We start from the raw sequence: 17,869 nt of genomic DNA, 5'->3' as shown, positions 1-17,869 counted from the left end.
TCAAAGCGGTGTGGCTATCTTTGCGGCAAATATTAAAACTTGCGCTTTGGATAGACGACGATACATTATTCTGATACTGGTTTTAGGAACACTTACCGCGCTAAGTCCATTTTCTATCGACATGTATCTGCCCGCATTCCCGGCTATCGCTAAAGATCTGGGTACATCTGTAGAACGCATCCAATTATCATTAACCAGTTATTTCATAGGCATATCTGTAGGGCAATTATTATACGGACCTTTACTTGACCGCTTTGGGCGGAAAAAGCCTTTGTATATTGGCTTAGTTGTATATATCGTAGCATCCTTAGGTTGCGCGGTTACCAAATCTGCCGAAACGTTGATCGTGATGCGCTTGTTACAAGCATTGGGCAGTTGCGCGGGCATGGTTGCGGCAAGGGCCTTGGTAAGAGATCTTTTCCCCGTTGGGGATATTGCCAAAGTATTTTCGTTATTGCTTTTAGTTGTCGCGCTTTCGCCGATGATAGCGCCTACTGTTGGTGGATACATTAGCTCATGGTTTGGCTGGCATTGGGTGTTTATTGTGCTTACCGCTATCGCAATAATAATATTAGCAGGTTGTCTTTACTGGCTCCCGCAAGGCAGGGAGCCCGATGTAAAACTTTCATTAAAACCATTACCCATTATAGTTAACTTTTACAGCGTATTTAAACAACCCCAATTTTATATTTATGCCATTACCGGTGGTATAGCATCTGCAAGCCAGTATGCTTACCTTTCCGGATCGTCTAATGTGTTTATCGGGTTTTACCATACCAGTCAAAAACACTTTGGCTGGATATTCGCCTTTATCGCCGCCGGATTGATTGGCTCAAGCCAGATTAACAGCCTGTTACTGCGCAAGTTTAAAAGCGAACAGATAATCAAAATAGCACTGTTTGTCCAAAGTTTTATAGGCGTGGTTTTATTTGCACTTACATTTAAAGGCTGGATCAATGAGATGGAAATGATTTTACTCATTTTCTTGTTTTTATGTTGCCAGGGCTTTATATCGCCAAATGCTTCGGCCTTATCCTTGGCGCCATTTGCTAAACAGGCGGGCAGCGCATCGGCATTGATGGGTTTTTTGCAGATGGGTATCGGATCGATAGCATCGGCGTTGGTGAGTATTTTAAGCACTGCCTATCATAGTACAGCCTTACCCATGACGGGCATTATGGCTTTTTGTGCAATATTGGGCTCAATTCTTATTTTTACCGGTGGCCGGATACTCAGCAAAAAACAATTAGTACAAGCCGATCCGGAACATTTATTAGGCGTAGAATAATATGAAGGCAAGTCAGATAGCAGCCAAAGTAGTTGTCAGGTTATTTTTATTCCTCATTTTATTGGCATTGGTCCCCGTATTTACGGGCAGCTCAATTGACAAACAATTGCAGGGCATTTACCTCACCACCAACAATAAATGGGTATTAGTCTACCCTATCTTACTGATATTGGGATTTATTACCTTGTTAATTATTTGCACCATTAAAAAATATAGCAAACCCGATTTAAACTGGCTTTTGGTTGTAAATACAGTGGTGCTGATAGTTTATGGCATCACTGTATTTATCCGAATATCACACTTGATCAAATAGCACTATTTAATTACAACAGCGCTTTTAGGTACTCCGCTGCCTAATTTAACAGCATTGGATAGTTTGCTAATGTTTGTTCCACTTACTACAACACCGCTTGTAGCACCTTCGGCGGATATAAAACTGCTGGCATCGGCATTAAAACTTATATTGCTAAGGCTAATATTACGCGAATTATTCAGCGTAAAAACTGTTTTATCCGGCGAAATGATCTTTACATTTTTAAGAGTGAGATCCGCTCCCTCTATAATACAAACCGCTTTATTTGCCGATATGGTTACATCGGTAAAATCAATTTTACTTACCGGCATTTGTGGTAAGCCAATAATAGAAATAGCTATTTTAGCGCTATTACAATACACATTGCTGATGTGAAAATCCTGAAAGTTAGGTGTTTTATCAGACGCGGTTACCGGAGCCTGCGGGGCTGATCCGGGCCTTTTATCCTCATAATAACTACTGATCAAAATGGCCTCGTTCAAAATATCGCGCATATAAATATGATCGATGTAAACATTGTGCACCAAGCCGCCACGGCCCTCGTTACTTTTCACACGGATGCCGATATCGGTATTTACAAAGTTGTTATTGGTTACCCAGATGTTATTCATGCCGCCATCGGTGTTACTGCCTATAACAAAACCACCATGTGCATGGTAAACAATGTTTTCGGCTATAATAATATTCTCTAAAGCTGCAGTACTTTTGTCCTTCGCCCCGCTCGATTTCATGCAGATCCCATCATCGCCCGCATGTACGGTACAATGATAAACTATAGCGTTTTTGCAAGTCGAGAGGTCAATAGCATCTCCATTTTGGGCATAGTATTCATTCTCGATCTTTACGTTGCGGATAATGAGGTTAGTAATACTTTTAGGGTTAAAAGCAAAATTAGGAGAGTTTTTAAAGGTTGGCCCATCAATCAAAACATTCTTGCTGCTACTTATCACTACCATAATAGGGCGCAGGCGGTCATCAGCCATTCCTTCTTTGGTAGGGTACCACATGTCGCCCTCTTTAGTTAATGCTCCACCCGATTTTGTCAAATCGTTCCATAGCGTTGGTGCGGCCTTACTTTTTTTCAGTGGCCGCCAGGTATCACCCGCGCCATCAAAAACACCTCCACCGGTTATAGCCACATTTTCCAGCTTTTCGCCATACAACTGTGGCTTACCACGGCCGCCGCTAACAGTAAATAAAGAATGATCTGAACTAAATATCACCAATGCGCCCGTAGCGGCATGTAAATTAACATTGCTTTTTAATTCTATCGGGCCGGTTAACCACAAGCCCGGCGGGATGAGTACTACTCCCCCACCTGCTGTTGAGCAGGCGTTAATAGCCTTCGAAATGGCTTCGGTATTCAAGGTTTGTCCATCGCCAACTGCGCCATAGCTTTTAATGTTAAATGTTTTATCGGCAAATTTTGGCTCGGCTATAGTACCCATTTTAAAAGGGGCATTATTAACGTACCACATCATATCGTGCTCGGTTTGCTCTTGCGCAAACGCTGTTGTACAACATAGCAAAATGGCCAATAAAGTGAGCTTGTTCTTTTTCATAACTGATGGTTTGTTTTTATAATGGGCGGTTAATCCATCTTACTTATGGCAATGCTACATAGTTTTCAATGAAGAATACCTGATATTGAGCTATTTATTTATGCAATCGTTCCCGGCAACGATGACGTAAAATAGCTGATACAAAAACGCGCCACTGCGAGCCTGTTGACAAACTCGCAATGACGCGTTTAAAAATAAGTCGCCCTTATTCGGGGCGACTTAGCAGTATTATTTCTTATCAGATTTATCTGCTGGTTTATCGGTATCAGCGACAGGTAATTTCCTGCTTTCCTTAACCGGGAACTTTTCAGTATCCATCATCTCCATCAATTTCAAACCTAATAAACCACTGATGGGTCCATCGGCACCACCATTCCCGCCTATCAGTACATCAGGGATAACCTTGATATGGCCCTTACCTATTTCTTCGGTGATCTTAAACTTGGTAAAGTTATCATTACCCATAGCCTTAACCTGCAATTCGTAGGCTTCGGCGGTTGATTTACCTATCGCCATGATCTTTTCGGCTTCGGCCAAACCTGTTTTCGAAATGCGTTCAGCATCCGCGGAAGCATTCAACTTGGTTGATTCGGCTTGTGCACCGGCACGTAAACGGGTGGCTTCAGCTTCTGCCTCGGCACGCATTTTTGTTGCGGCGGCTTCGGCGTTAACCTGCAATTTCAAGCTGGTAGCCTCACCTTCCGATTTTTTAACGGCTGCGTCGGCAGTGCGTTGAGCTATCTCAACACTTTGTTGGGCCTTTACCACTTCTTTTTGGATCTCGGCAATAGCGGTTTCCTTTTCTACACCCTGGCGTTGTACCTGGGCCATTTTTTGTGTTTCGTAAGTCTTTTCCTGTTCATAAGCAATCTTTCGGTCGGTTAAGGTTTTCATCAAAGCTTCCGGTGGCACAATGTCACCAATCAGGGTATCCACGGCGTTCACGTTATATTCGTCGAGAACGATTTTGATATGATCTTTAGCCGATTCCTGCCTTTCCTTACGGGAAGTTAAGAACGAGATCACATCACTATCCTGAGCCGAGTTACGGAAGTAGTTACCAATAGTTGGCTCCAACACTTGCGATACCAGGTTCAGCATGCTACCGAAACGGGCAATAACCTTTGGCGCTTCATTAGCCGGGATGTGGATGATCTGGGCCACGTCCAAATTGAATGGGAAACCATCTTTTGAACGTACAGTGATAGTACTCAAATTCCTGTCCAGGTTGTGCGATTCGCTCCTTGCATTGGCCCAGTTTAATACCAGGTTGGTGGTTGGCACCAGTTCCATTTTCATGGTGAAGGTATTGATAGGGTATTTACCCGGACCAAGCGGTTCCATCCATACACCACGGAAACCCCTACCCACGATGTTACCGTGCTTAAATGAGTCGCCGGTCATATCTTTCCCGTCCTCGCCGATGTACGATATCACCACACCCACGTAACCGATGGGTACATCCGTCATCGGGATCTCTTCAAGTTGTACCGCCCATTTGTTCACGTTGTACGAACCTGCCAGAATAATTTGTGGTTGCAAACCCTTGTTACCACCGTTGATCAAAAAGGCATCAATATCCTGAAAGTTATTGTGCCCTTCCACATGCTTACCAGCTATCTGGCCTTGTGTAATAGGCATACCATCCATCATGGTGATAATACCCACCATGTTTTCACGGATCACCGTCATGTCAGACACCGTAACCGAAAAGGCCTGGGTGTTAATACGGTAGGTACCGGCAGTAATAATGGCAGTTTGCCTACCCTTCTGGCCGCCATTCAGTAAAAATTTCTCACTATCCTGAAAGTTATCGCAATCAACCTTGCGGCCCAGTATATTCCCTGTAGGTATTTCGGCGCCATCCTTTGAAAGCACCAAACCTATTTTACCTTCCGGGATAACCGTAAAAGCTTCCAACTGGATACTATATTGCCATGGAAACATAAACCAGTACAAACCCGGCGCAAGTGCTTTGGCCTGGTAACCGGCCTCGCCCTTGGTGGCAATGATACGGCCGTCGGGCAGTTCCTTATCGGGACCAAACAGGACGAATTTTTTGATAACTAAACCGATCCTGTCTTCAGGGACGATCACCATACCAAAGATGATGCGCAGGATAGTTTTGTAAAATAAGACACATAAAATGGGTATGATAACCCACCAATAAACAGCTACAATATTCATATTTTTATTAGATTTAAGTTGGTACCAAGTACTATATAAGTACACTATTCTGCAAGTAAATTGCACTCAAACCGTCTGCATCACACTTTATTTTAATAAGTGCAAAAAATATTATTGTAGCAAAAAACAAATGAAACTTAAGGCAAAAAAAAGTCTATAATTATAAATTATGCAATAAATGGGCAGAGGTGACTTCCAGCATGAATCTATCCTAAGAGGATTGAGAGGTGGATTATCCCAATTTTCTGCCCAAAAATGGGTAAAGAGCATCAAAATTTTAAACAAGCATCACCAAAGGGCAGAAAGCCGATTACCATAACTATAATTATCGTAAAAACTGAATAACCACAATAACCTTTAAGGGGGAAATTGTAAGATAATTTTTGCTACTTCTTAAAAACCCTTATTAAAATTGTAATTTAAATTACGTGTTCGTAAGGGGTGTTCCGAAAATGGTTCATTGAAAGGAGCAGGACCATCATCCAGCTGTGCAGACAACCAGTCCTGTAAAGCTTTCTGATCCAGGTTCATCAGTTCCTCTACTTTTTTATCGGACTTAAAAGCTTTATCCTTCTCGTATTTGGCAAATAAAGCTTTCATCCCCGCCATGCGGGCATCATTTTTAAACGAGAGTTCCGAATTAAGCAATAGGTATTTGGTGTAGCCGCCAAGGTAAGCTACCAGCAGATCGTTATTATTATCACCCAGTTCGTTAATATCGTCGGATGTTTCAACAGTCACGTAGGGGCATCCTTCTATCCAGGCCATTAAAAACTCACTTACCTGTGTACGCTCAAGGCGTTTTTCGTTCCAGGGTGTTTGCTGAAACCAATCAATGGCTTTTAAAACATCGGGTTGATATTTCAGGTAATCCTGCTCATCATGTAGTTGATAATTTAAGGGCACTACAAACTTTTGCGCCATTGCCTCCGGGGCAGCAAACAAAAGCAAGATAATTATGATGATACGATTTACCATAGCAGTAGTTATGATATATTGGGTTTTTAAATAACTTACAATTAATAGGCTGAATAGTTTTCTTATCTGATTTATTATATGCTACATTACAAAAACTAAGCTCAAATAGTTCTACTATACTTAATCAACTTCACAATCAGCCATGTTAACAAAAAACATAAAACTAAATCAATTATAAAATATAGCTTATCAAACCAATTTGCCAAATTACATTCGCCACATTTACCAGATGTGGTTTGATAAAATGTAAATGGAAAACCATATATATTAAAACCATCACTCACACTATGATACTGGCCAGTAAACAATGTTATTAAAACAAAAAGTAATATCGACAAGCCTACAACTGTTTTAATCCCAACCTTACTCAGCAATTTACTGTTCATTATTTTTCATTACACCGCAGTCACTATACAAAAAAGGCCTGTATCAAATACAGGCCTTAAAAAAATCTTATTTCACCTTAAAGCTCACCATCACATCGCCCCACATAAAACTTACTTTTCCGCTTTTATCGGCAGTAAATTTTAAACGCTCAGTAAAGGTTGGCGCTTTATCTGTGTCAACGGTTACGCGCAGGGCATCATCGGCTTCGGTGTATTTGGTACCCCACTGGTTCCAGGTTTTGTTGAAAACGATGATCCACTTTTTTTCGCCAGGAACAGAGTACAAACCGTATTTACCGGCAGGCAACGTTTTACCTTCTATCATTACATCTTTGCTTACCTCAAAAACGGTAGCTTCGTTAGCGCCGGTGCGCCATATTTTACCATAGGTTGCAATCTCGTTACCGCCAACGGCACGGCCTTTTACGGATGGAGAACCATAATTAATTTTAATAGTAACACCGCTCTTGGTAGTTACCATTGCGCTATCCGGCGGACTTGGTCTTTTACTTTTGTCCTCGGCCTTTTTTTGCGCCGAAGCATTGAACGCGCTTATTGAACTTGCTGTAAGCAGGAATAAGAAAAGTAACTTTTTCATGGAATTGAGTTTTTAATTGGTAATATAAAATTAGTGATTTGTATCAAGTAGCGAGTATCAAGTCGCAAGTATTTTGAATGATAATCGAAATCTAATATCAAATCAAACAATGATCTTGATACTTGATACTAACTACTTGATACTACCTGTAAAGGCATCAATCATTTTCATTACAATAATGGCATCGTTAATAGAGCACAGGTTTTCGCCTTTGCCTTCAAAATATTTCACCACACGCTCTATCATAGGCTGCTGAATATGCTCCGGGTGAACAAAATCAATAACCTGGATATCGTCTTCCTCATCGTTATGCCAGATCACCGTTTTACCAAAGAATGGGAAACTAATGCTGCCTGCACTGCCCACTATCATACACTCATCTATTTGATCTTCGTCATCCACATTAAAACTCCACGAACCATTTAGGGTGATGTTGTTTTCAAACAAGGCTAATCCGGCAACATGATCATCAGCCGCGCTTAAACCAGCTTGGTTTAATGACAGGCCATACATTTGTTTAGGCTCGCCAAAAAAGTAGAGCATCAGATCCAATTGGTGCGGGGCCAGATCATGAAAATAACCACCACCTGATTGCGCCGGGTCTACCCTCCAGTTGTTTTCATTCTCGGCAACCAATTGCGGTTTACGCGCCTGCCACATTTTGATCTGCACGGTGCGGATATCGCCAATGGCTCCCTTATCCAGCAGATCTTTCACATACAAAAACATGGGCACTGCCCTGCGATAGTGCGCCACGCTTAGTTTAGCTGTAGAATTTTTCAATGCTTCCGCGATCTCTTCGGCTTCGGCAGCGTTTAGGGTTACTGGCTTTTCTACGTAAACATTCAGGCCGCGTTTTAACGCTTCAATAGCATAATCTTTATGCGATGATGGCGGCGTGGCTATGTAAACGGAATTAATTTCCGGGTCGCTCATTAACTCGTTGGCATCGGTGTACCATTTGCCTACGTTATGGCGTTCGGCATAGTCAATAACCTTGCTGGCATCGCGGCGCATTACGGCTATCAGTTCACTATCCTCTACCTTGTTAAATGCGGGGCCGCTTTTCACTTCGGTCACATCGCCGCAACCTATAATACCCCATGTTATGGTTGATTGGTCGATTGGTTGATTTGTTGATTCGTTGTCTTGCATTTCTCTACTTTAATATCGCTTTTATTCTTGCTAATTCTTCAGCGCTGAACTTGATATTATCCAGGCATTTCAACGAGTCTTTCAGTTGGTCAGGTTTGCTTGCGCCGATGAGTACAGTGGTTACGCGCTCATCTTTCAATATCCAGGCTAAGGCCATTTGCGCTAATGATTGACCGCGTTCTAAAGCAATATCATTCAATTGTTTAATTTGAGATAGCCTTTCTTCGGTAATATTATTCTCGGTTAAAAAGCCTACACCTTTTGCTACGCGCGAATCTGACGGGATACCTTTTAAATATTTATTGGTCAACAACCCTTGCGCTAAGGGTGAAAATGGGATACAGCCCACACCGTTGGCCTCCAAAACATCCAGTAACCCTTCAGTTTCAACCCAACGCTCAAACATGGAATATTTAGGCTGGTGGATTAAACATGGCGTACCTAACTCTTTTAATATCCGGATCGCTTCGGCAGCTTCTTTTGGTTTGTAGTTAGATATCCCAACATACAAAGCCTTACCCTGCCGAACGATAAGATCAAGCGCGGCCATGGTTTCTTCGAGTGGGGTATCCGGATCGGGGCGATGATGGTAGAAGATATCTACATATTCCAGACCCATACGTTTCAAGCTTTGATTCAGGCTGGCAACCAGGTTCTTTTTTGAACCCCATTCGCCGTAAGGGCCTTCCCACATATAATAACCGGCTTTGGTTGATATGATCAGTTCATCGCGGTGGGTGGCAAAATCTTCTTTCAATATCCTGCCAAAGTTAATTTCGGCCGAACCCGGCGGCGGTCCATAATTATTAGCCAGATCGAAGTGGGTAATGCCGTTATCAAAGGCTGTATACAGCGTTTTGCGGTAGTTATCCATTACGTCCACATCGCCAAAGTTGTGCCACAGGCCAAGTGATATGGCCGAAAGTTTGATGCCGCTTTTACCACAGCGACGGTATAACATGTTTGAATATCTATCAGAAGCTGGAGTATAAGACATAGATTTAATGCGTTGTTGCAGACCGTAAAATTAGAATTTAATTAGAATAAAACTATCCTGATTTATTGTAAACTGCCGTTATAAACATGCTAAAATATTCACTTACTGTTATTTAAACATATTTGCTTATAATGTTAAAATCTTGAAGAAAAAATATTACAACAAACTTGCAAATGTTATTTTTTAGCGGGATTTTCATAGTATTATTTGTAGTATAACTAAATTCAGGATAGACGTATATTCCATAAATGAGACAACTTAAAATAACCCAATCCATTACTAACCGTGAGTCGCAATCATTAGATAAGTATTTGCACGAGATAGGAAAGGTTGACCTGATCACTGCCGAGGAAGAAGTAATTCTGGCGCAAAAGATCAGAGAGGGCGACCAGGTAGCCTTAGAGCGCTTAACTAAAACCAACCTCCGTTTTGTTGTTTCGGTAGCTAAGCAATATCAAAATCAGGGTTTAACCTTAGGCGATCTGATCAACGAAGGTAACTTAGGTTTAATTAAAGCCGCCAAACGTTTTGACGAAACCAAGGGCTTCAAATTTATATCGTACGCCGTATGGTGGATTCGCCAGTCTATATTACAGGCCATTGCCGAGCAATCGCGCATTGTGCGTTTGCCTTTGAACCAGGTAGGTTCGTTAAGTAAAATAAGCAAAGCCTTTAGCAAACTGGAGCAGGAATTTGAGCGCGAGCCATCGCCCGAAGAATTGGCCGATACATTAGAAACCACGGTTGAAAAAATATCAGATACCTTAAGTAATTCGGGCCGCCATGTATCTATGGATGCACCATTTGTAACCGGGGAAGAAAATACCTTACTGGATGTATTAGATAATCACGAGCCTAATACGGATTCCAATTTAATAAATGAATCGCTGGCCGAAGAGATCAGGCGTTCGCTATCCTCATTAACCGAGCGTGAGCGCGAAATTGTAACGTTATTTTTTGGTTTAGGAGCAAACAGCCCATTCTCGTTAGAAGAGATAGGCGAGAAATTCAACCTCACCCGCGAGCGTGTAAGACAAATTAAAGATAAAGCCCTGCAACGTTTAAGGCACACATCGCGAAGCAAGATTTTAAAATCATATTTAGGATAATATCGAAAGCCTTACCAAACATCGGGAAGGCTTTTTTGCTTATGAGCCACGTTAACAAATGTTAAATTTTTAATAGGCTGATAAACTTATCTGATATTGATTTACATTAGTTGCATGTGGACCAACCGCCGTCTTATTCTGATATTTTACAAGCCACTGTTTATTTTGAATATAGCGTTAAGCTTATTCTCGGTTTATTTTATTAGCACTAATGGTTGGCACGCTAATATGGGGTTCAACAATGTGGTAGTTACCTCCCTGCTAAAACTTGCAGGCTATGCAGTAAGCGCAGGTTATCAATATACCATGCTACAAAATGTATATTTTTATTATCGCAATGCGGGTGTTTCTGTGCTTAAATTATACTTACAGGTTTTAGTTATCGATTTTGGTATTTATACCCTACTGTTGCTTTTTTATAATCTGTTAAGCTGATGGATAATTCGATACTTAGAGCCGACAGCATTGAGATAGATTTTGATGGTCATAAAATACTGCAAGGTGTTTATTTACAATGCAAACAAGGCGAAGTATTAGGTTTGTTGGGCCGGAACGGTTGTGGTAAATCAACTTTATTAAAAATAATATTTGGCTCGGTTACGCCAACGCATAAGTATGTTGCCATTGATGATGTATTTGTGAACAAAGGTTATATGAATAACCAGATCGCTTATCTGCCGCAGCACCATTACTTACCAAATGGCATTAAGATAATTAACCTGGCTAAACAAATAATTGACCCATTGGTATGGGATGAGTTTGCCAATTACCCGGTATATCAAACACATTATAATAAAACCGTAAGCGATCTATCCGGTGGGGAATGGCGGCAGTTGGAAATGCTGATGGTACTTTACAGCAAGGCTAAATTCATTTTGCTGGATGAACCGTTTACGCATATCTCGCCTATTCAGGTTGAAGAGTTTAAGGGGATCATTTCATCCCGGTCAAAAACGCGTGGCATTATTATTACCGATCATTATTATAAAAACGTATTGGAAGTGAGCGACAGGTTACTTTTATTAAATAATGGTTACACTCAAATAATCACTAATCGCGATGATTTGGTAACTTACGGTTATCTTAGCGCTTAATAATCCATACCATCATGACGATACCTATTTACCAGGCCGATGCTTTTACCGACCAGCTTTTTGGTGGTAACCCGGCAGCAATTTGTCCGCTAACCGAATGGCTGCCTGCCGAAATGATGCAGAAGATAGCCGCTGAAAACAACCTTGCCGAAACAGCCTACTTTGTTAAAACTGCCGATGGCTACAGTCTTCGCTGGTTTACTCCTGAATTAGAAATTGACCTTTGCGGCCATGCTACTTTAGCCAGTGCCCATATTTTATTTACCGAGCTAGGTTACGAAGATGATGTGATCCGTTTTGAAACGCAGAAGGCGGGTGTGCTTACCGTGACTAAAGAAGGCGACAGATACACTTTAGATTTCCCCTCAAGGCCACCTGAGCCGGTTGCTTTGCCAATGGACCTGATCAAAGCATTAGGTGGTAAAATACCTGTTGAAGTTTTAAAGGGCCGCGACTATTTTGTGGTTTACGAAACCGAAGAAGATGTGCGTGAGTTGCAACCCGATTTCAACGCTTTAGCTAAAATAGACACCATCGGTGTGATTATTACTGCCGAAGGTGATAGCGATGATGTTGATTTTGTATCGCGATTTTTTGCCCCTGCGGCGGGTATTAATGAGGACCCTGTTACAGGTTCGGCACATTGTAATTTGATACCTTACTGGGCCGAAATGCTGGAGAAGGACGAGTTACACGCCTTTCAGATCTCATCCCGCAAAGGTGAGTTATGGTGTACAAACAAGGGTGACCGGGTTTTGATGAGTGGTAAGGCGGTTACTTATTTGAAGGGCGAGATCTACATTTAGCGAAAAACTGAAAGCACAAAGCCCGCAAAGCTTTAATCTTTTGCTTTGAGCTTTCAGCTTATATAATGATTTGAATTTTGCAAACTGTGGATTGATTTTCGCAAACAGGTTAACTTGTTTTGGTGCCACCTTTGTTATCAAATAACAAAGCAACAAAATGAAATTAGCCAATAATAAAATTTTAATAACAGGTGGTGCAAGTGGCATTGGCCTGGGCTTTACCGAAAGATTTATTCATGAAGGTAATACCGTAATTATCTGTGGACGACGGGAATCTGTATTGAAAGAGGTTGCCGATAAATACCCATTGGTAATTACTAAGGTTTGTGATTTATCGAACGAAACAGAACGTGTTGAGCTTTACAACTGGATAGCTGCCGAACATCCGGATTTAAACGTATTGGTCAATAACGCAGGCATTCAGCAATGGATGGGAGTTGATAGTGAAGACTTTTTTGAACGCGCTAAAGCAGAGATCGTCACAAATATTGAAGCTCCGCTGCACCTGATATCGCTGTTCGTTAAGCTTGATGCCCTAACAACAATTATTAATGTTACATCGGGTTTAGCTTTTGCGCCATTTGCAAAAATACCAGTGTACTCGGCAACTAAAGCATTTCTCCGTTCGTTTACGCAGTCGCTGCGTTATTTATTGAGAGAAAATATTGAAGTGATAGAAGCCATACCACCGGCTTTAAACACAGACTTAGGCGGTGTTGGCTTACATACCCAGGCACCGCCTGTAAGTGAGTTTATCGAATCTATCTTCCAACAGTTAAAAGATGAAAAAACAGAACTCACCTTTGGAACAACAGAAACCCGGGCCAACGCCAGCGCCGAAGAACTAAAAGCTTATTTTAATATGATGAACCCGGCTTAATACCCAACAGTAAACTGTTGTTTAATAAATTGAGGGTTCTCAATTTCATCCAATATGGCAATGGCAAAGTCTTCCATCGAGATTTTGCTGTTGCCTTGTTCATCTGTTAATAGTTGCGTTGTACCCGTGCGGAATTTCCCGGTACGTGCACCGGGCTCAATAAAGGCGGATGGGCTGGCGTAGGTCCAGTCAATTTCATCTACTTTTTGCCAGGCTTTAAGCGCATCACGATGCGCTAAGGCTACCGCTTTAAATTCCGCCGGAAAATTTGGGGTGTCTACAACCTGTATCCCCGGTGCAACTTCTAAACTACCTGCCCCTCCTACCACAAGCAAACGTTTTACGCCAGCTTGTTTCAATCCGGCGGTTAAAGGTAATACCAGTTCAAATAATGTTGATGGTGCAGCACCTCCTGTTGGGCTGTAAGCGCTAACTACGGCATCGTGATCAAACACGGCGCCCTCTATACTTTGCGATTCAAAGATATCCCCTTTGGCAACCTTCAAATGCTCATGTATCACGATATAGGTTTCGGGCTTGCGTACTACGGCGGTAACATCATGGCCCCGGTTAAGTGCTTCGGTTATTATGCGGCTTCCTATTCGTCCGGCAGCTCCAAATACGGCTATTTTCATGGTGTTCTGGTTTGAAAAGTATTCAGAGAGTAAATAAATTTGCGGCGCAAAAGTTTTATTTAATTAAATAAAAGCAAATCGTTAATTTCAAAATCTGATATGATAATTGTCATTGCGAGGTACGAAGTAATCGCGAACTGAGCAGGTTTGCCTTTCTACGTTCGATTGCTTCGTTCCTCGCAATGACACAGTTGAGAGTTTAATACAGGATGCAGCTTACACGGTTAGAGGTTAAAGGGTTTAAAAGTTTTGGTGATAAGATCACCATTAATTTCAACGAAGGCATTACTGCCATTGTTGGCCCTAATGGCTGTGGAAAATCAAATGTTGTTGATGCTATCCGGTGGGTATTGGGCGAGCAGAGTACCCGTGCCCTGCGCTCCGAAAAAATGGAGAACGTGATCTTCAACGGAAGTAAGAGCCGCAAGCCCGGTAATCTTGCCGAAGTATCCTTAACTTTTGATAACACCAAGAATATACTGCCTACCGAGTTTTCGCAGGTCACTTTAACTCGTAAGCTTTACCGTACCGGGGAGAGCGAATATCGCCTGAACGATGTGCAATGCCGCTTAAAAGATATTACCGATCTGTTTCTGGATACGGGCGTTGGCTCCGACTCATACTCTATCATCGAGTTGAAGATGATAGAAGAGATCATCTCCAACAAAGAAAACTCCCGCCGTACTTTATTTGAGGAGGCATCGGGCATATCCAAATACAAACTTCGCAAAAAGCAAACTTTTAATAAGCTTAAAGAAACCGAGGCCGATCTGGAACGGGTTGAGGACTTGCTTTTTGAGATAGAAAAGAACCTGAAAACTTTAGAGAACCAAGCCAAGAAAGCTGAACGTTATAACAAGTTAAAGGAGCAGTATAAAATGATTAGCATTATACTGGCTTCGATGCGGATTGCTTCGTTCAGTGAATCGCTGAAGCAGATAGAAGATCTGGAGCAAAAGCAATCGGTAGAAAAATCGGCGATAGTAACACATATTGATAAACTGGAAGCCAGTTTGCAACAGCAAAAACTGGATAGTTTGACTAAGGAAAAAAACCTGTCAGTTCAGCAAAAGGCTACTAATGAATACGTAGCTAAGATAAGGGCTTATGAGAGCGAGAAGAAGGTAAAAAACGAGCAGCTTAAGTTTCAAAAAGATAAAGAAGCGCGGTTGAGCGAAGAGTTGGATAAAGATACCAATCAGCTTAATCACGTATTGTATAACATCAAGCGTTTATCGGAAGAAAAACTACAGGAAGAAGAAAAGCTTGAAACACTGCGATTAAACCTCGCCGAATTAAAAACTGTGGTTGATGATTCGCGGCAAGATCAGGCGAGTGCCAAAGCAGAATTGGACGAGATCATCAACATTAATAACCGGCTACAAAACCAGATCTACAAAACAGAGAAAGACCTCGATATTCTACAAATTCAGCAACAGGCTTTGGAGCAGGAAAGTTTGCGTAATATGGAGGATGCTGACAATAAAGAAGCCGAACTGAGCAGCTTTAACGAAGCTATTGGTGATTTGGAAACACGTGCCGGAACGCTGGCTATTGAATACCAAACACTTGTAGATTTTGAGCAGGCATTAAAAGAGCAATTGCTTACTACCGAAGCTGAACTGAATACGACTAAAGATACTTTAACGCAAGAAAGCCGGAAGGTTGATGCCAAGCAAAACGAATACAACCTGACCAAAAGTATGGTTGATAATTTGGAGGGTTTCCCGGAATCGATCCGTTTTTTGAAAAAGAATAGCGATTGGGGTAGGAATGCGCCCTTGTTTAGCGATGTATTATTTTGCCGCGAAGATTACCGGATAGCGATAGAGAATTATTTAGAGCCCTTGATGAACCACTATGTGGTGGAGAATTATGATGAGGCCATAAGCGCGATCAATCTACTTAGTAAATCGGCAAGGGGGCGGGCACAGTTTTTTATTTTAAGTAATTACCCGGCCGAGAACATTTCACAAGAGTTTACGCACCCGGCTAATTGGACTTCGGCTTTGGATGTGATCGAGGTGGACAGGCGTTATTATCCGCTGTGCGCCTACCTGCTCAAAAACGTTTATCTGGTTAACGACCAAAGTGAAACGGATATGAATAACCAGCAGATCCCGGAAAATATTATTGTGCTGGGCATGAGCGGAAAATTCAGCAAATCTAAATTTACCATGGCCGGTGGTTCGGTTGGTTTGTTTGAGGGGAAGCGTATTGGCCGGGCTAAAAATTTAGAGAATTTAGCTAAGGAAATTAAATTGCACGAAACCCGGATCATTAAATTCAAAAGCCAGATAGAAGAATTGCAGCTACGTTTGGCAACCTTTAAGGCATCGGGCAAAACAGCAGAGATAACTCAGAAACAACACGAATTAAACCAACTAAATACCGAGTTGGTTACCGTACAAACACGCCGCGAGCAATACCAAACTTTTATTGAGAGCAGCCGTAACCGCAAGGATGATATTGCGCAAAAGATAAACAGTATACAGCAAGAAACTCAAAAGTTATTACCATCAGTTGTTGAGTTGAAGGCGCAGAAGTTAGAACAAGGCGAATTACTGATTGAGAAGCAAGAGGCCTTTGCCGAACTATCCGAAGCTTTATCAGTTCGGTCAAATCGGTATAATCAGGAGAATATTGGTTTCCATCAGCAACAAAATAAGGTAGCAGGTTTGTTGAAAGACTTGGATTATCGCGAGATACAGCAAGACAATTTAGACCAGCGTATCCAGCTCAATAAAGCTGAATTAGATAAGGTAAAGGTTGCCATTTTGGAAAACATGAAAACGAGCGACCACTCGGATGATGACCTGCTGGCAATGTATGGTAACCGTGAAGAGCTGGAAAAAGCCGCGCAGCTGGCCGAACAGGAATATTATGCTTTCCGCGAAAAGATCACCTTGGCCGAGAACGAGATTAGCAATTTGAGACGCAACAAAGATAGCGCTGAGGCTATTGAGAACGAATTGAAAGACCAGAAGAACAACCTTAAACTGGAACTGAACGCTTTAAAAGAAAGACTATCAGTTGAGTTTAATGTGGACATACAAGACTTACTGGAAGAAGAAATATCACCGGATGAAAACGAAGTTGAGCTACGCGATAAAACCGAAAAGCTCAAAAAACAACTGGAAGAATTTGGCGCTATAAACCCGATGGCAGTTGAGGCTTACCAGGAAATGAGTCAGCGGTACGAGTTTATCCAAGCACAAAAGAAAGACCTGAGCGAAGCGAAAGCATCATTACTGGCTACGATTCAGGAGATTGACGATACCGCTAAAGAAAAATTTATGCTGGCCTTTACCCAGGTTAGGGAGAATTTTATTAAGGTATTCCGCTCGTTGTTTAATGAGGAAGATTCTTGTGATCTGATATTGAGCGATCCGAATAATCCTTTAGAATCGGATATTGATATTATTGCCAAGCCTAAAGGTAAACGGCCATTATCTATCAATCAACTATCGGGTGGCGAAAAAACACTGACGGCTACGGCTATCCTGTTTTCGCTTTACCTGCTGAAGCCTGCCCCCTTCTGTATTTTTGATGAGGTTGATGCGCCGTTGGATGATACGAATATTGATAAGTTCAATAACATCATCCGGAAGTTCTCTACCGATTCGCAATTCATCATTGTATCGCATAACAAAAGAACCATCGCCAGTACCGATATTATTTACGGGGTAACGATGGTTGAACAAGGTATATCACGGGTTGTACCTGTTGATATGCGGGAACTGGCGGATTAGTTAATGTGCAAATGGAGGATGTGCAGATTCAATTTTCCCGAAATAAAGATGTCATTTCGAACCGAAGGGAGAAATTTTTTGCGTGTGCTTGGTCTGCTGTAGACTTACTGCGCGAAAAAGATTTCTCTC

General features: G+C 41.8%; 15 protein-coding genes. 8 read left to right on the top strand and 7 right to left on the bottom strand.

What is annotated here, in order from left to right; translation table 11 throughout:
* Window positions 1–46 precede the first annotated feature (46 nt).
* Window positions 47–1,288 (top strand): multidrug effflux MFS transporter, encoded by a 1,242-nt coding sequence (locus ABIN91_RS07310; protein WP_348050015.1) that lies wholly within the window; start codon window positions 47–49, stop codon window positions 1,286–1,288.
* Window position 1,289: 1 nt separating this feature from the next.
* Entirely contained in the window at window positions 1,290–1,601 is a 312-nt protein-coding gene (locus ABIN91_RS07305) for a hypothetical protein (RefSeq protein ID WP_348050013.1), read from the top strand.
* Between the two features lie 2 nt (window positions 1,602–1,603).
* Here ABIN91_RS07305 and ABIN91_RS07300 read toward each other — a convergent pair whose 3' ends face one another.
* From ABIN91_RS07300 to mgrA, 6 genes are all read right to left on the bottom strand, one after another.
* Window positions 1,604–3,163: a glycoside hydrolase family 28 protein gene (locus ABIN91_RS07300; protein ID WP_348050011.1), complete on the bottom strand. Its 1,560-nt coding sequence runs from the start codon at window positions 3,161–3,163 to the stop codon at window positions 1,604–1,606.
* A gap of 228 nt (window positions 3,164–3,391) precedes the next feature.
* Entirely contained in the window at window positions 3,392–5,350 is a 1,959-nt protein-coding gene (locus ABIN91_RS07295; RefSeq protein ID WP_348050009.1) for an SPFH domain-containing protein, read from the bottom strand.
* Between the two features lie 393 nt (window positions 5,351–5,743).
* On the bottom strand, window positions 5,744–6,328 hold the full coding sequence (locus ABIN91_RS07290; RefSeq protein ID WP_348050007.1) for a hypothetical protein: 585 nt from the start codon (window positions 6,326–6,328) through the stop codon (window positions 5,744–5,746).
* Window positions 6,329–6,781: 453 nt separating this feature from the next.
* Window positions 6,782–7,312 carry a DUF2911 domain-containing protein gene (locus ABIN91_RS07285; protein ID WP_348050005.1) on the bottom strand — a complete coding sequence of 177 codons (531 nt, stop codon included), beginning with the start codon at window positions 7,310–7,312 and terminating at the stop codon, window positions 6,782–6,784.
* A gap of 132 nt (window positions 7,313–7,444) precedes the next feature.
* Window positions 7,445–8,467: a Gfo/Idh/MocA family oxidoreductase gene (locus tag ABIN91_RS07280; RefSeq protein WP_348050003.1), complete on the bottom strand. Its 1,023-nt coding sequence runs from the start codon at window positions 8,465–8,467 to the stop codon at window positions 7,445–7,447.
* A gap of 4 nt (window positions 8,468–8,471) precedes the next feature.
* The gene (mgrA, locus tag ABIN91_RS07275) at window positions 8,472–9,464 is read right to left on the bottom strand and encodes an L-glyceraldehyde 3-phosphate reductase (RefSeq protein WP_348050001.1); all 993 of its coding nucleotides are present in this window, start codon (window positions 9,462–9,464) and stop codon (window positions 8,472–8,474) included.
* 248 nt (window positions 9,465–9,712) lie between these two features.
* Between mgrA and ABIN91_RS07270 the strand changes: the two genes are divergently transcribed.
* The 5 genes from ABIN91_RS07270 (at window position 9,713) to ABIN91_RS07250 (ending at window position 13,353) form a co-directional block, all read left to right on the top strand.
* The gene (locus ABIN91_RS07270) at window positions 9,713–10,573 is read left to right on the top strand and encodes an RNA polymerase sigma factor RpoD/SigA (protein WP_348050000.1); all 861 of its coding nucleotides are present in this window, start codon (window positions 9,713–9,715) and stop codon (window positions 10,571–10,573) included.
* Between the two features lie 114 nt (window positions 10,574–10,687).
* A complete protein-coding gene (locus ABIN91_RS07265; RefSeq protein ID WP_348049998.1) occupies window positions 10,688–11,008 on the top strand; it encodes a hypothetical protein in 321 nt (106 codons plus the stop codon).
* On the top strand, window positions 11,008–11,667 hold the full coding sequence (locus tag ABIN91_RS07260; protein WP_348049996.1) for an ATP-binding cassette domain-containing protein: 660 nt from the start codon (window positions 11,008–11,010) through the stop codon (window positions 11,665–11,667). The genes ABIN91_RS07265 and ABIN91_RS07260 overlap by 1 nt, the downstream gene beginning before the upstream one ends.
* A gap of 14 nt (window positions 11,668–11,681) precedes the next feature.
* A complete protein-coding gene (locus tag ABIN91_RS07255) occupies window positions 11,682–12,473 on the top strand; it encodes a PhzF family phenazine biosynthesis protein (RefSeq protein WP_348049994.1) in 792 nt (263 codons plus the stop codon).
* 157 nt (window positions 12,474–12,630) lie between these two features.
* Window positions 12,631–13,353 carry an SDR family NAD(P)-dependent oxidoreductase gene (locus tag ABIN91_RS07250; protein ID WP_348049992.1) on the top strand — a complete coding sequence of 241 codons (723 nt, stop codon included), beginning with the start codon at window positions 12,631–12,633 and terminating at the stop codon, window positions 13,351–13,353.
* Here the strand turns inward: ABIN91_RS07250 and ABIN91_RS07245 are convergent.
* The gene (locus ABIN91_RS07245; RefSeq protein ID WP_348049990.1) at window positions 13,350–13,988 is read right to left on the bottom strand and encodes an NAD(P)-dependent oxidoreductase; all 639 of its coding nucleotides are present in this window, start codon (window positions 13,986–13,988) and stop codon (window positions 13,350–13,352) included. The genes ABIN91_RS07250 and ABIN91_RS07245 overlap by 4 nt on opposite strands.
* Before the next feature lie 209 nt (window positions 13,989–14,197).
* Here ABIN91_RS07245 and smc point away from each other — a divergent pair, with 209 nt between their 5' ends.
* The gene (smc, locus tag ABIN91_RS07240; protein WP_348049988.1) at window positions 14,198–17,740 is read left to right on the top strand and encodes a chromosome segregation protein SMC; all 3,543 of its coding nucleotides are present in this window, start codon (window positions 14,198–14,200) and stop codon (window positions 17,738–17,740) included.
* Window positions 17,741–17,869 lie beyond the last annotated feature (129 nt).

Source organism: Mucilaginibacter sp. (assembly GCF_039921305.1).
Classification (GTDB): domain Bacteria; phylum Bacteroidota; class Bacteroidia; order Sphingobacteriales; family Sphingobacteriaceae; genus Mucilaginibacter.
This window is presented reverse-complemented; position numbering and strand designations above follow the sequence as displayed.